13 protein-coding genes are annotated in these 13,132 nt (G+C 72.7%); 5 read left to right on the top strand and 8 right to left on the bottom strand.

Features of this window, described 5'->3' with window-relative positions:
* The first annotated feature begins 187 nt into the window (after window positions 1–187).
* Window positions 188–610 carry a DUF2852 domain-containing protein gene (locus AAHG09_RS22795; RefSeq protein ID WP_342109790.1) on the top strand — a complete coding sequence of 141 codons (423 nt, stop codon included), beginning with the start codon at window positions 188–190 and terminating at the stop codon, window positions 608–610.
* Between the two features lie 283 nt (window positions 611–893).
* Here AAHG09_RS22795 and AAHG09_RS22790 read toward each other — a convergent pair whose 3' ends face one another.
* Entirely contained in the window at window positions 894–1,289 is a 396-nt protein-coding gene (locus AAHG09_RS22790) for a DUF3307 domain-containing protein (RefSeq protein ID WP_342109789.1), read from the bottom strand.
* Between the two features lie 356 nt (window positions 1,290–1,645).
* Between AAHG09_RS22790 and AAHG09_RS22785 the strand changes: the two genes are divergently transcribed.
* Window positions 1,646–2,518 (top strand): GNAT family N-acetyltransferase, encoded by an 873-nt coding sequence (locus AAHG09_RS22785; protein WP_342109788.1) that lies wholly within the window; start codon window positions 1,646–1,648, stop codon window positions 2,516–2,518.
* Between the two features lie 45 nt (window positions 2,519–2,563).
* Here AAHG09_RS22785 and AAHG09_RS22780 read toward each other — a convergent pair whose 3' ends face one another.
* Both AAHG09_RS22780 and AAHG09_RS22775 read right to left on the bottom strand, forming a co-directional pair.
* A complete protein-coding gene (locus AAHG09_RS22780) occupies window positions 2,564–2,824 on the bottom strand; it encodes a hypothetical protein (protein WP_342109787.1) in 261 nt (86 codons plus the stop codon).
* Between the two features lie 59 nt (window positions 2,825–2,883).
* Window positions 2,884–3,726, bottom strand: a complete 843-nt coding sequence (locus tag AAHG09_RS22775; RefSeq protein ID WP_342109786.1) for an SGNH/GDSL hydrolase family protein — start codon at window positions 3,724–3,726, stop codon at window positions 2,884–2,886.
* A 342-nt stretch (window positions 3,727–4,068) separates the two neighbouring features.
* On the opposite strand from AAHG09_RS22775, the gene AAHG09_RS22770 reads away from it, so the two are divergent.
* The gene (locus AAHG09_RS22770; protein ID WP_342109785.1) at window positions 4,069–4,833 is read left to right on the top strand and encodes a 3-hydroxyacyl-CoA dehydrogenase; all 765 of its coding nucleotides are present in this window, start codon (window positions 4,069–4,071) and stop codon (window positions 4,831–4,833) included.
* Between the two features lie 171 nt (window positions 4,834–5,004).
* On the opposite strand, the gene AAHG09_RS22765 is transcribed toward AAHG09_RS22770, so the two are convergent.
* On the bottom strand, window positions 5,005–5,253 hold the full coding sequence (locus AAHG09_RS22765) for a hypothetical protein (protein ID WP_342109784.1): 249 nt from the start codon (window positions 5,251–5,253) through the stop codon (window positions 5,005–5,007).
* A 160-nt stretch (window positions 5,254–5,413) separates the two neighbouring features.
* Here AAHG09_RS22765 and AAHG09_RS22760 point away from each other — a divergent pair, with 160 nt between their 5' ends.
* Window positions 5,414–5,983 carry a PepSY domain-containing protein gene (locus AAHG09_RS22760; RefSeq protein ID WP_342109783.1) on the top strand — a complete coding sequence of 190 codons (570 nt, stop codon included), beginning with the start codon at window positions 5,414–5,416 and terminating at the stop codon, window positions 5,981–5,983.
* A gap of 537 nt (window positions 5,984–6,520) precedes the next feature.
* Complete coding sequence (locus tag AAHG09_RS22755; protein ID WP_342109782.1) at window positions 6,521–8,797, top strand: xanthine dehydrogenase family protein molybdopterin-binding subunit; 2,277 nt, start codon at window positions 6,521–6,523, stop codon at window positions 8,795–8,797.
* A gap of 213 nt (window positions 8,798–9,010) precedes the next feature.
* Here AAHG09_RS22755 and AAHG09_RS22750 read toward each other — a convergent pair whose 3' ends face one another.
* From AAHG09_RS22750 to larC, 4 genes are read right to left on the bottom strand one after another with little or no spacing between them, the layout of a single operon-like run.
* Window positions 9,011–10,135, bottom strand: a complete 1,125-nt coding sequence (locus AAHG09_RS22750) for an aldo/keto reductase (RefSeq protein WP_342109781.1) — start codon at window positions 10,133–10,135, stop codon at window positions 9,011–9,013.
* 55 nt (window positions 10,136–10,190) lie between these two features.
* Window positions 10,191–10,871, bottom strand: coding sequence for a nickel pincer cofactor biosynthesis protein LarB (larB, locus tag AAHG09_RS22745; protein WP_342109780.1), 681 nt, complete (start codon window positions 10,869–10,871; stop codon window positions 10,191–10,193).
* Entirely contained in the window at window positions 10,868–11,689 is an 822-nt protein-coding gene (larE, locus tag AAHG09_RS22740; protein ID WP_342109779.1) for an ATP-dependent sacrificial sulfur transferase LarE, read from the bottom strand. Before larE ends, larB begins: the two co-directional genes overlap by 4 nt.
* Window positions 11,686–13,044: a nickel pincer cofactor biosynthesis protein LarC gene (gene larC, locus AAHG09_RS22735; protein ID WP_342109778.1), complete on the bottom strand. Its 1,359-nt coding sequence runs from the start codon at window positions 13,042–13,044 to the stop codon at window positions 11,686–11,688. The genes larE and larC overlap by 4 nt, the downstream gene beginning before the upstream one ends.
* Between the last annotated feature and the right edge of the window lie 88 nt (window positions 13,045–13,132).

Below are 13,132 nucleotides of genomic sequence, written 5' to 3'. Positions count from 1 at the left end.
GCGGCGGGGTCTGAATGGCCTTGCCCGGCCGGTCCATCCGCGTCGGCTTCGCCTGCGGTCACCCGGTGCCGCGTTCATCGCCGCGAAGCTTAACCCGGTCTGAACCGGCCGGTTCAGGCTGCATGCGGACCACGGCGGCATGCTCCGGCTCTCGTCAACGGCGCCGCGGCGCGCGGGGAGCTTTCACATGCCCATCATGCCCGTCATCCATGAGGCCCTCTATATCGGGGGCTTTGCCGGCCTCGTCGTCGTGGCGCGGCAGGCGCTCGGCCGGTACGATCTCCGGCTGTCCGGCCTCCCCGGCCTGGACCGTCTGCGCCGGCCGTTCGGGCGTGGCTTTGCGCCCCGCGAACGGCCCTGGTTCACATCGGCCCGGACCAGCGGCAACACCGCCTTCGACGCGTGGCGCGCGGGCGAGATCGACCGGATCGAGGCGCAGCGCCGCGCGCTCGAAACCCGGCTCCAGGATTTCGAGCGCTTCGTCGACACGCTGAAGCGCGCCAAGGACCGCGCCACCTTCGAGCGCTTCATGGCGGATCATCCCCATGCCTCCGGGACGGTGGTCGATGGCGCCGGCCCCGCCGATCACCCCGATCACCGACCCGGTTAGAGCGCTCTCCGCCGAAGTGGACACCGGTTCGGCGTAAGAGAGCGCGTTGAAACAAAGGCTTAGAGCCGCGCACGATGGCAACGCGATCGGGCACGGCTCTAGCTGCGCCGGCGGCGCGGGCCGCCGGTCTGTTGCGGAATCGTCGAGGCCGGAACGGCTTCGGCAGGCCGTCACAGGGGGCCGGTTTCGGGACGCCGCGCCGGGCATCGGCGCGTCCGGCCCGGGTCGAGGCCGCCGGCCGCACACCCGGGCCGATCAGGCGCGAGCATAGACCCCGCCCGGTTCAGGCCACCGCCAGGATCGCCGCCAGCCCGATATGGGTCACGGTGTGGAGGAACTGGTCGATGCCGATCAGCCACCAGAACCGGGTGTCGGTGGGCGGGTAGTGCGTGCGCCGGCCGATCAGCCCCTTGCCGCGGTCGATCAGGGTGTGGACCGCGAAATCCACCAGCGCCAGCCACCACAGGGCCGGCTTGACCGGCAGCGCGATCAGGAGCGTGCCGAGCCCGTGCAGGCCGGTATGGGCGCAGAGCGGGAGGATCCAGGCGGAAGCCCGGTCCTTCCCGTACGCCATCCAGGTGGTCTGGAGCAGGAAATCCGCCCCGAGCTGCTTCACCGCGAAGGCGAAGACCAGCAGCGCGAAGGTACCGACCGGAACGGGCGTATCGAAGGACGGCATCGCCGGGCTCAAGTCTCCTGCCGCGCGCGGGCTGACGGTCCGCACCCGCCGTACGATCCGAATCGATAGGCCGCCAGCATACACGGCCGCCCGCATCCTGGCGCGCCGTGAATCGATCCGCGCCGTGCCGGCCGGCAGATCAAGGGCAGTATTCTGATAAACTTTCGAGCCGATTCGACAGCAGATCTGTCGGTCCAGGATCATGACCGGCAATAGAACTTAGATTTTAATCGTTCCAATTCCGGACAATAATCCTTGGTGTGCCGATCCTGTGCATGATAGCCCGGTCTTCGCGAGAGTACCACGAGGGCGCGCGTGTCGATCCTGAGACGCTACCTGAGCAAGACACGGGCGGCGTGGGCGCCGGGTCCGGCCGTCTGACCATGCGGGACGGCGCGCCCGCCTTCGCGGTCCTGCGCGACGCCCACGTGGCCGCGCTCACGGGCTCCCTGATCGACGGCGTCGCGCAGGGGCCCGGGGGCGCGGGCTACGTCTGGTCGCGCAGCGTCCCGGACCCGACCCTGAACTTCGCCTACGGGGTGCGCCGGCCCGACCAGTTCGCCTGGGCGGGGGCGGCGGCCCTGGGGCGCGCCCGGACGCCGGCCTTCCTGGCCCGGGATGCCGCGGAGGTCGCCCTGCTGCGCGGCCTGTTCGAGCCCGCGATCCTCCGCCCGGCGCGCTGGATGGTGGCGCGGCCGCTGCCGGCGCCGGCCCCGGCGGACGGCGCCCTCACCCTGCAGGCCACGCCCGCGCCGGGGCCGGATTTCGAGGGGGTCTTCGCCAACCTGTCGGACGATCCGGCGGTGCGGACGCATCTGCGCCGCACCTATCTGCCGGCCCTGCGGGCGGCGAAGGCCCGGCCCGGCCTCGCGCCGCTCCACCTCGTCCTGCGCGACGCCGCCGGCCCGGCGGCCTGCGCGAGCCTCTACCTGCGCGGCAACACGGCCGGGCTGTACAACGTCGCCACCCGGTTCGACCGGCAGCGCCGGGGCCTGGGCACCGCCGTGACCGTCGCGGCCCTGCGCGCGGCGCGGGCGCGCGGGGCGGCCCAAGTGTTCGCGCCCGTGTTCGCGCCCGTGTTCGCGCCCGTGTTCGCGCCCGTGTTCGCGCCTATGTTCGCGCCCGTATTTCTGCACGGCCCGGCCGACGCCGCCGTCGAGGCGCTCCTCACCCGGGCGGGCTTCCGGACGGCCTGCACGCCGGTCCTGCTGTGCACGAGCCCGCCCTAGGGGCCCGGAGGGACGGTCGCACCCGCCGGACGTGGACGGCCCGCCCTAAAAGGCCTCCTCGCCATACCCATAGGGCGTGACCCGGACAACGAACTGGATCGTGGCCTCCGCGTCGTGCAGCGCCAGGGCGCTGACCGGACCGGTCAGGATCGTGCTGCCCTCCGCGGTGCGGGCGGCGTATCGGCCATGAGTGAGGCGGCCCGTGACGCGGCCCGCCAGGGCCGCCAGCACGTGCCGCGCCGCCCGGGGATGCCGGACGCCGTTCTCGTCGAGCCACAGCGCCGCCTCCCCGGGCCAGACGCGCACCGGGCGGAGGCGGCGCCTCGGCCGGAGCCGAAGGCGCGCGAACGGGCGGCCCAGACACCTCACGGCCGGCCGGCCCAGGCCGCCCGGAGGACCCGGAGCGGAGCCGCCCGGTTTGGGGTGGCCGGGCGGGCGGCGGGTGGTCCGGGCGGACGCGGGTCGATCACCACCAGTCGGGCGATTTCGGCGGCCAGGCGCGTGTAATCGGCCATGTGCACGCCGTCCCGGTAGAGGCCCGATCCGGCAAGGCCCCCGACGCGTTCCCCGATGCATCCCCCGATGCGTCCCCCGATGCGTCCCTCGATGCGTCCCTCGATGCGTCCCCCCTGGCCGGCGCGGAGCGCCGCGAACGGGTCGAAGAAGCCGTGGCCCCGCTCGGCACAGAGCGCCGCGAGCCGCTCGGAAAAAACCGCGACGGCCTCCGGATCCCGGCCGGTCGCCCAGGCGCCGACCGGCGGGACGGCGGCGACGAAGACCTGCGCCGACCACGCCTCCAGGAAGCCCAGGATGCGCCGGACCTCCGCGGCGAACCGATCCGCGCTCCGGGGCCGCTCCGGATGGCGCCAGCCCATGATGTCGTTGGTGCCGATGATCAGCACGGAGGCCGCGCAGCGGACCGGCACGTGCCGGTCCGCCCGGTGCAGGACCGTGCGGTGCAGCGTCGCGAGATGCCGGGCGCAATCGGCCGCGGTGCTGCCGCCGACCGCGATGTTGAGGCTGGGCCGGCCGCCGAGATCCGGGCGCCCGATGTATTCCGCATGGGAATTGCCCACCAGCAACACGCTGTCCGGCGTGGCTGCGCGCAGGGCGGCGCGGATCTCGGGCGACCGCACCGCCCAGTACCGCCCGACGCGCCTTCCATGATGCCAGCGGCGGGCGACGGTCTCGAACCAGGGGGCGCGCATGGGCTGTCCTGTGCAGGCGTGAGGCATCGGCCGCCCGGAAGGCCGGTGCGGGCACGGGTCGGGATTTCGGTAAGGCGACTCGACAGTCTTCGAGCGGAAACGCGCGCGAGACTAGCTTACGAAACGATGTTTCCGTGCCGGAAACATTTGGATAGACGAATCAATACAGCGCCGCTTCTGGTCGGATCTATATGTGGGAATTTTTCACACGTCAATCGGCCGGACCACACCCCGATCGCGGCGCCGGCGGCTTCCGGGTCCCGCCGGGGCGCGCTACGTCGGGTCCGTCACGGCCGGGCGCGGCGCATCCGCGGCGGCCCGGACCCATCGGGGGAGGCCAGGATGATCCAGGATCGCGTCTTCATCGTCACCGGGGCGGGCTCGGGCCTGGGGGCGGCGACGGCCCGCGGCCTCGCGGCGGCGGGCGCCCGGGTGGTGGTGGCCGACATCGCCCCGGAATCCGGCGCCCGGGTGGCGGCGGAACTCGGCACGGCGGCGCGCTTCGCCGAGACCGACGTCACCCGCGAGGCCGATGGCGCGGCGGCCGTCCGGACGGCGCTCGACGCGTTCGGGCACCTGCACGGGCTCGTGAACTGCGCCGGGATCGCGCCGGGCGAGAAGGTCGTCGGCCGCGACGGGCCGCACCGGCTCGACAGCTTCGCCCGGGCGGTCTCGATCAACCTCGTGGGCACGTTCAACATGATCCGGCTGGCCGCCGAGGCGATCGCCCGGGAGGCGCCGGACGAACACGGCGCCCGGGGGGTGATCGTCAACACCGCCTCGATCGCGGCCTTCGACGGCCAGATCGGGCAGGCCGCCTACGCGGCCTCGAAGGGCGGGGTGGTCTCCATGACGCTGCCGATCGCCCGGGAACTCGCCCGGCACGGCATCCGCGTGGTGACGATCGCCCCCGGCATCTTCGAGACGCCCATGATGGCGGGTCTCCCCCAGGAGGTGCAGGACACGCTCGGCCAGAGCGTGCCGTTCCCGCCCCGGCTCGGACGGCCGGACGAATACGCCGCCCTGGTCCGGCACATCTGCGAGAACCCGATGCTCAACGGCGAGACGATCCGCCTCGACGGGGCGCTGCGGATGCCGCCGCGCTGAGGGCGCAGCGTGATGTCGGGGCGCTGCCCCGACGCCCCGCCAAAGGGCTTGCCCTTTGGGATCCCCGGACCGGGATGGAGCATCATCCCGAAAGGTGGACACCGGCTTTCGGGATGATGCAAAAACAAAGACCTAGCGCATCGGACCGGATCTCAGATCCGATCCGATGCGCTAGCCGATCGACACGCTGGTCAGGACCTCGGCGGCCCGGCGGACCTCGGCGGCGATCATGTCCTCGCTCGGGCCGTCGATCGGCAGGTCCGACAGGATCGCCGCCACGTCGCGCTTCACGTCCTCGCGGATTTCCGGGTTCTCCTCGGAGAGCCGCCCGATCAGGACGCCGAGCACGATCTCCAGGGCCGACAGCTTGGCGTGCAGGCGCGTGAATTCGTCCAGCGCCTCGGGTTCGTTCGCGGTCATGGGCGGCTCCGTGTCGGGTGGGTCGGCCCCTCATACAGGCGGAGCGGCGGGCCGCGCCATCCGGGGCGCCGGGCGGCATTTTTTCCCGCGCGGGGGCAACCGTATCCCGGAGCCGGCGTTTCACGCTCCCGTGAAAGAACCCGGAACAGGGATACCCGCCATGATCACCCGTCTCGCCGCCGCAGCCGGCCTGCTCGCGCTCTCCACGAGCCTCACGCTGGCCCAGACCGCCACCTCGACCCCCGCCGAGCCGGCCTCCAAGGCCGACAGCAACATGAAGGAGTGGCAGGTCGCCAAGATCGCCAAGGTCGGCCTCGCCCAGGCGCTGACCACCGCCGAGTCGCAGGGCGACGAGAAGGGCGGCCGCGCCATCGACGCCGATTTCGAGAAGGCCGACAGCAAGGACCCGGCCCATTACAGCGTGAAGGTCGTCTACCCGAGCGGCAAGCTGGTCGAGTACGGCATCAACGCCGACACCGGCGCGCTCTACAAGACCGAGAACCAGCCCTTCGAGCGCTACTTCACCCGCCTGAAGGCCTCCGACTTCCAGAACGCCAAGACCTCCCTGAAGGACGCCCTCGCCATCGCCGAGCAGAAGGCCGGCGGCGGCAAGGCCTACGAGGCCGAGGTCGAGAAGGACGGCTCCGCGGTCCAGTATGAGATCAAGGTCGCCGGCGCCGACAAGGAACAGGAAGTGAAGGTCGGCCCGGACGGGAAGGTCCTGAACTGATCCGATCCCGGCCGCGCTGGTGTGCCATCGGCGCGGCCGGTATCCTTCGCGCGCCCCGTAAGGAACGCGCGCTATGGCTCGCAAGCCGCCCCTGACCGACACGGACGCCCCCGTCCCGACGGAAGCCGAGCTGCGGGAGATGCGCCCGGCCCGCGACGTCCTGACCGCGGAGGAATTCGCCGCTGTCTCTTCCATCCGAAGCTCATCAGGCGATCCCACCCAACCACCTCATCCTGAGGCGACCGCGAAGCGGGCCTCGAAGGAGGGCTCCAGAAAGCACTGCGCCCCTGGAGGGCTCCTTCGAGGCCTCCGCTTCGCTCCGGCACCTCAGGATGAGGTGGAGGATCGGAGAGCGGGTCTGCCGAGGCTTCCTGAGCCTGTGTCGTGACCGTCGGGCCTGCCGACGCAGATCTGCTTGGGGAAGCTCTCGCACGGCCGCCGCTGCATCCTGTCGCCCCACCATCCGGGGAGCCGAACCGCCCCCACGGCGATTCTCCCCCTGACGCGGCCCCACCGGCCGCGGACGGGGAGGGCGGCATGGATTCGGGCGCGCAGGACACCGGCGGCCATCTCGGCCGCCCCCACACCCGGGTCGAGGGCCCCGACAAGGTCACCGGCCGGGCCCTCTACAGTTCCGATCGCACCGGCGCTGAGGCGAACGTTGCCCACGCCGCCCTGGTGACCAGCACCATCGCCCGGGGCCGGATCACCGGGTTCGACCTCGATGACGCGAAGGCCGTGCCGGGCCTGCTCGCCATCTTCACCCATCGGGAATTTGCCGGCGCGGTCGCCCCGGTGAAGCACCTGATGGCCGGCGGCTACGCCAACAGTTCGCACCGGCCCCTGGAGTCCGACGCCGTCGCCTATGCCGGCCAGATCGTGGCCCTGGTGGTCGCCGAGACCCAGGAGGCCGCCGAGGCGGCGGCGGGCGCCGTGAAGGTCTCCTACGCGGCCGAGCCCGCCGCCGGCGGCTTCGACGCCCCCGGCGCCGAGACCGTGCGCCTCGCCGACCTGAAAGCCCAGCACGCGGACATCGAACGGGGCGACGCCGAAGCCGGCTTAGCGGAGGCGGCCCTGCGGATCGCGGCGCGCTACGAGACGCCGGTCCAGCACCACAACCCGATCGAGCTGTTCACCACCCGGGCCGCCTGGGACGGCGAGACGCTCACCGTGCACGAGCCGACCCGCTATGTCGGCGCCGTCCAGCACGGGCTCGCGGCGCAGCTCGGGCTCGATCCCGGCAACGTGCGGGTGGTGGCGGGCCTGATCGGCGGCCATTTCGGCTCGAAATTCGCCCTGTCGCAGCACACCGCGCTGGTCGCGCTCGCGGCCAGGCGCCTCGGCCGGCCGGTCTCCCTCGTGCCGAGCCGGCGGCAATGCTTCACCATCGCCAATTACCGGCCGGAATCGCGCCACGCCATCCGCCTCGGCGCCGACCGGACGGGCCGGTTCACCGCCCTCGTCCACGAGGCCGAGACGGTGACCTCGCGCTTCGATCCCTTCGTCATGGAGGGCGCCGAGGTGACGGCGAGCCTCTACGCCTGCCCGAACATCCGCACCGAGGAGCGGGCCGTGCGGGTCGACCGCAACACGCCGGGGCCGATGCGGGCGCCGCCGGAGGTGCCGTTCCTGTTCGCCCTGGAGAGCGCCGTCGACGAGATGGCGGTGGCGCTCGCCATGGACCCGATCGAACTGCGCCGGCGCAACGACACGGCGGTCGATCCGGTCTCGAAAAAGCCGTTCTCGACCCGGCCGCTGATGGCCTGCTTCGACGCGGGGGCGCGGGCCTTCGGCTGGTCGCGCCGGGTGCCGCGCCCCGGCGCGATGCGCGACGGCCCCTGGCGGGTGGGGCTCGGCTGCGCGACCTCGGTGCGACCGGTCAAGATCGCCGCCGCGACCATGCGGGTCCGGCTCGGCCCGGACGAGTCGGCGGAGGTGGCCTGCGCGCACCACGAGATCGGCAACGGCATCACCACGCTGCTCGCGATGGGTGCGGCGGACGGGCTCGGGGTGCCGGTGGAGCGGGTGACGGTCCGGCTCGGCGACACGGAGCTGCCGCCGGCGGGCATCTCGGGCGGGTCGAGCACGACGACCAGCCTGATGAACGCCCTGGCGCTCGGCTGCCGGCAGATCCGCGAGACCCTGGCGCAGGCCGCGACCGGGCAGGGCGGGCGCCTCGCCGGCCGGGATCCGGGCTCCTTGCGCCTCGCGGGCGGGCGGCTCGCGGCGCCGGACGGGACCGGGATCGCGCTGGCTGAGGCCGTCGGCCCGGAGGGCGTCGAGACCGTCGCGGATTTCGTGCCGGCGGGCGGCGACCACGAGAAGGCGCTCGCGGGCCTGCGGCGGGGCCATATCGGGCTCACCCTCGGCGGGGGCGGCAAGGCCGTGTCCTGGGGGTTCGGGGCGCAGTTCGCGCAAGTTCACGTCCATGCCGAGACCGGCGAGATCCGGGTGGCGCGGCTGACCGGCGCCTTCGCGGCGGGGCGGATCCTCAACCCGCTGACCGCGAAGAGCCAGCTCATAGGCGGGATGATCTGGGGGCTGGGCTCGGCGCTCCTCGAAGAGACGGTGGTGGACGGCGCCACCTACCGCAACCCGGATCTGGCCGAGTACCTCGTCCCCACCGCGGCCGACGCCCCGGAGGTGGAGGCGCTGCTGGTGCCCGATCCCGACGACCAGGTCGACGCGCTGGGGCTGAAGGGCCTGGGCGAGCTCGGGATCATCGGGGTGAACGCGGCCATCGCCAACGCCATCCACCACGCCACCGGCCGCCGGATCCGCAGCCTGCCGATCCGGCTGGAGGATGTGGCGTGAGGGGGCCGCTTCTCCCTCCCCCCTCTGCGGGGGAGGGTGGCCCCTGCGTCAGCAGGGGCCGGGAGAGGGGAGCGACGCTTCCGGACAAGGCGCCGCCTTCATGTCTGGCACAGGTCCGTTCTGCACCGTCGCGCTGCCCCTCTCCCGACCCCCTTCGGGGGCCACCCTCCCCCGCAAAGGGGGGAGGGTGGGCGCGTCATTCTGCGACCCGCTCTACTCCATCGTCGGCGCGAGCTTCTTCACGCTCTGCACGTCGTCGCCCAGCCACGCCGCGTTCTTGGCGGTGCCGTCGAAGGTGGCGCTCGTCTTGAACAGCTCGTACTTGCCCTCCAGCGCGTAGGGCTTCGAGCGCGACAGCAGCTCGGCCACCGCCGCCTTGTCCATCGGCTTGAAGGTCTTCACCGCCTCGAAGGCCTGGTCGAGGTCGCGCTGGTTCTGGATGCCGGTGATCACCACCGAGACCGGCAGGTTCAGCGAGAAGTGCAGGTACTCGATCGGCTTGATCGGCGCGTCCGCCTTCAGGATCACCCCGTCGCCGAACGTCTTCATGGCGAGCGGCGCGATGCCGTTCTGCACGAGATACGGCAGCACGAGGTGGCTGAACGAGCGGAAATGCGCGTCCATCACGTTGACGGGCATCTGCACGGAATCGAAGTGGAAGCCGCGCTCGGCCGCCACCTCCAGCATCTGCAGGTGGATGCGCGGGTCCTTGTGGCCGGTGAAGCCGATGTAGCGGAGCTTGCCCTGCTTCTTCGCCTCCAGGAAGCCCTCCATGGCGCCGCCCTCGGCGAAGACCCGGTCCGGATCGTCGTAGCGCAGGATCTCGTGGTGCTGGACGAGGTCGATCCGGTCGGTGCGCAGGCGCAGGAGCGACTGGTCGATCTGCTTGATCGCCTCCTCCTTGGTCCGCCCGTCCATCTTGGACATCAGGAAGACCTTGTCGCGGTAGCCGCCCTGGGCCAGGGCCGCGCCCATGCGCAGCTCGGAGCGCCCGTCGTTGTAGTCCCAGCAATTGTCCATGAAGGTGATGCCGCGGTCGATCCCGGCATGGATCAGCCGCGTCGCCTCGTCGTCGGTCACGGCGCTCTTGCCGAGATGGAACCCGCCCATGCCGATCGCCGAGATCTGTTCCGACGTCTTCCCGAACGTCCGGTAGAGCATCTCGCCCCGGCGCTCGCCGGGATCGGTGACGAAGGGCAGGTCCGCCGGGTCCTGCGGGCGGTTGCCAGGGAGCGCGGGGGCGTTCACGGCCGCACCTGCGCTGCCGGTGCCAGCCAAGCTCGCGCCGGAAAGTCCGGCGCCGAGCACGGCGCCCTGTAGGAAGCTGCGGCGTTCCATCGGCTGTCTCCGTTCGAGAATGTCGGGGTGCGGGGAGGTAATGCGTCGGGCGGGGTCATCGTTCGCGCTCCTCGGCGAGGCGTCCTGCCGCGTGGAGCAGGCGCAGGGCGGCGCAGGCGGCGCCGTAGCCGTTGTCGATGTTGACCACCGTGATGCCCGGCGCGCAGCTCGCCAGCACCGCCTCGAGGGCGGCGCGCCCGCCCGCCGCGACGCCGTAGCCCACGGAGGTCGGGACCGCGATCACCGCGCCGGCCACGAGGCCGCCGACGACGCTGGGCAAAGCCGCGTCCATGCCGGCGGCGACGATCACCACCGGATGCGCGCGGATGTCTTCCAAGCGCGTGGTCAGCCGCCACAGGCCGGCGACGCCGACATCGGCGAAGAGCGAGGCCGCCCGTCCGCCATAGGCCAGCACCCGCAGGGCCTCGCGGGCGACCGGCACGTCCGAGGTGCCGGCCGCCACCACGGCGACCCGGGCGGGGCCGGTGACCCGGGGCGCTTCCCCGAACACCGCCGTGCGCGAGACCGGGCAATAGTCGAGCCGCGCCGCCGGGTTGAGCCGGTCGCGCTTCTCCGGATCGAGGCGGGTCAGGAGGAGCGGGGCGCCGCGGGCGCGCGCGGCCTCCAGGATCGCGTCGATCTGCTCCGGGCTCTTGCCGGCGCAGAAGATCGCCTCCTCCAGGCCGATCCGCTCGGACCGGGCGAAATCGAGGGTGAATTCCTCCGCGACGCTCATGTCCGGGCCTCTCCCCGCTGCACCAGGAAGGCGCTGCCGACCCGGTAGGGCGCGAACCGGACCGGGCCGGCGAGACGCGGCGGCGCGAGGGTCCGGATGTCCGCCCCGAGCGTTTCGCGATCTGCGGCGTCGAGGGCCGCCAAGCTCCCGGGATCGAGTTCCACCACCACGCCCTCGGCGCGCACCCGGCAGCGGACCGCCCGCTTGGCGCCGGCCCCGGCACCGAGGGCACCGCCCACCAGCCGCTCGACCGCGTGGATGAAGGTCAGGGTCTCCGGCTCGATCGCGATGCCGGTCTCGACCCGGCTCGACAGGCAGGGCGCCGCCGGCAGCTCCGCCACCGCGCCGAGGCCGAGGTCGCGGGCGAGCGCCCGCACGGCGGCCTTGTCGAACCCGGCCTCCACGTAGGGGTGGCGCACGCCGTGCTCCCGGGCGGCGTCGAGGCCGGGGCGGTACTCGCCGAGGTCGTCGCGATTGGCGCCCGACAGGATCTGCCGGTCGGTCACCCGCCGGACCGCGCCGTACAGGTTGGTCTTGCAGAAGAAGCAGCGGTTGACCGGGTTCGCCCGGTAGGAAGGGTCGGCGAACTCGCCGGCCTCGATCACCCGTAAGGACCAGCCCTCCCGGGCGGCCTCGGCGCGCACGCGCGCGGTCGCCTCCCCGGGCACCGCCAGCGAGACCGCGTGGACCATGAGGGCCGCCCCCGGCGCCAGCCGGTGGGCGAGGGTGGCCAGCGTCAGGCTGTCGACCCCGCCGCTCACCGCCACCGCCACGGGGCCGAGCCCGGCGAGGATTGCTTCGAGATGCTGGCGCGTCACCGCTCCTCCTGCTCCTGTTCCAGCGCGAGCCGCTCGGCCTCGCGGCGCAGGGCCGCCCGCGTCGCGTGGCCCGCATGGGCGCGGGCGTCGTCGGCCTCGGCCTTGGCGGTGCGTCCGCCCGGGCGGTCAACGACCTTCACCCGGACCGGCCGGCCCGCCTGCTCGACCGTATGGGATTCCCGATCCAGCACCGCGCCCTCCACCCGGTGGTAACGCAGGCCGATCGTGGTGGTCTCCCGGAAGCAGGCCGCGATCGCCGCCTCCAGGCCCTCCGGCCGCACCAGGACCTGGATGTGGGCCATCATCCGGCCCTTCTTGCCGAGGACCGGCGCCTGCACGACGTCAAGGATCCCGGGCTCGGCCCGCAGCCGGTCGAGGCCCATGGCGAGATCCTCGCCGGACTGGTCGTCGACCTCGAAGGCGATCACCGCGAGATCCCGCCGGCCCGGGCGGGACGCGGCGGCGTCCTCCAGCACGAGGGCGCGCAGGCAGTTGCTCAGGCCCGGCAGCACCTTCGTGCCGAAGCCGATGCCGGTGCGCCCGAGGATGCCGCGCGGTCGGCCCCGCCCGGGATCGTCGCCGCAGAGATACCGCAGGATCGCCGCCCCGGTGGGGGTGACGCGCTCGCCGGGGATCCCGTCGTCGAGGGTGGCGAAACCGTCGAGCAGCAGCGTCGTGGCCGGCGCCGGGACGGGGAGGGGGCCGTGCTGGGTCCGCACCCGGCCCGAACCGAGCGGCAGGGCCGAGACGCTCCAGCTCCGGGCCTCCAGGGCGGCGATCAGGTGGGCGGCCGCCACGATGTCGGCGATCGAATCGAAGGCGCCGACCTCGTGGAACGCGACCGCGTCGACCGCGATGCCGTGGACCCGCGCCTCGGCGTCGGCGAGGTGCCCGAAGATGCCGAGTGCGTGCGCCCGGACCGAAGGCGCGAGATCCGCGGCGTTCAGCGCGGCGCGGATCTCCGACCAGGGCCGGTGACCGTGGCCGGGGCCGTGATGGTGGCCCTGATCGTGCGCATGGTGGTCATGGCCGTGGCCGTGGCCGTGGCTGTGGTCGTGGCTGTGGTCGTGGCTGTGGTCGTGGCTGTGGTCGTGGCTGTGGCCGCGATCATGGCCGTGGTGCGCGTGCGGGGGATCGCCGTGACCATGCTCGGCCGCGTCGCCGGGTACGGACACGGAAAAGCGCGTCCCGCGCAGGATGCCGTCGTTGTGCGGCTGCAGCGCGCAGGCGATGCGGGCATCGACCGCCCGGATGCTGGCGCCCACGCCCGCTTGGTGCTCGGGAAAGGCGTCCAGCAGCGCGGCGGCGAACATGTCGCCGGCTACGCCGCCGAGGGCGTCGAGGTGGATGTGCATCGTCTGCCGGTCGGCCTGCCACGGATCGGGCGATTGCGCTCAGATCGGCCGCATCGGCTCCAAGGCAAGGTTCGCCGGGGGACTCCGA

Origin of the sequence: Methylobacterium guangdongense, from assembly GCF_038442355.1 — a bacterium.
Lineage (GTDB): Bacteria > Pseudomonadota > Alphaproteobacteria > Rhizobiales > Beijerinckiaceae > Methylobacterium > Methylobacterium guangdongense.
Note: the sequence above shows the minus strand (reverse complement) of the source record. Positions and strands in the feature narration are given on the sequence as shown.